1 protein-coding gene is annotated in these 358 nt (G+C 65.1%); it reads right to left on the reverse strand.

Going from position 1 to position 358, the window contains the following annotated elements; translation table 11 throughout:
- Positions 1-358 (reverse strand): zinc-binding dehydrogenase (locus EE949_RS00960; protein ID WP_164666666.1); only part of this gene is annotated, 358 nt, incomplete at both ends.

Here is a 358-nt window from a genome sequence, read left to right on the forward strand (position 1 = left end):
GGGACGGCGGCGGGCAGCCAGAAGCCGGTGGTGTCGAAGATTACGTCAGCGCCACCTTTGAAGACTTCGTTGACCTGACTGCCAAGGCTCTCCGGGGTATCGAGCAACAGTCCGGCGAAGCCGTCGGCCTCCAGCGCTTGCAGTTGCTCGGGACGACGCACCGCACCCAGCACCTGAGCACCGAGAATCTTGCCCAGCGCCATGGCGGCACTGCCGACCGCGCCATTGGCACCGATGACCAGCAGGCGCGCTTCAATTTTTACCAGGCTGCGCTGCAGAGCATCCCAGGCGGTGGTGTACGGCACGCCAAGGCTCGCGGCCTGAACGAAGCTCAAGGCTTCGGGTTTGAGGGCGACGC

The organism is Pseudomonas viridiflava (assembly GCF_900602065.1).
Classification (GTDB): Bacteria; Pseudomonadota; Gammaproteobacteria; order Pseudomonadales; family Pseudomonadaceae; genus Aquipseudomonas.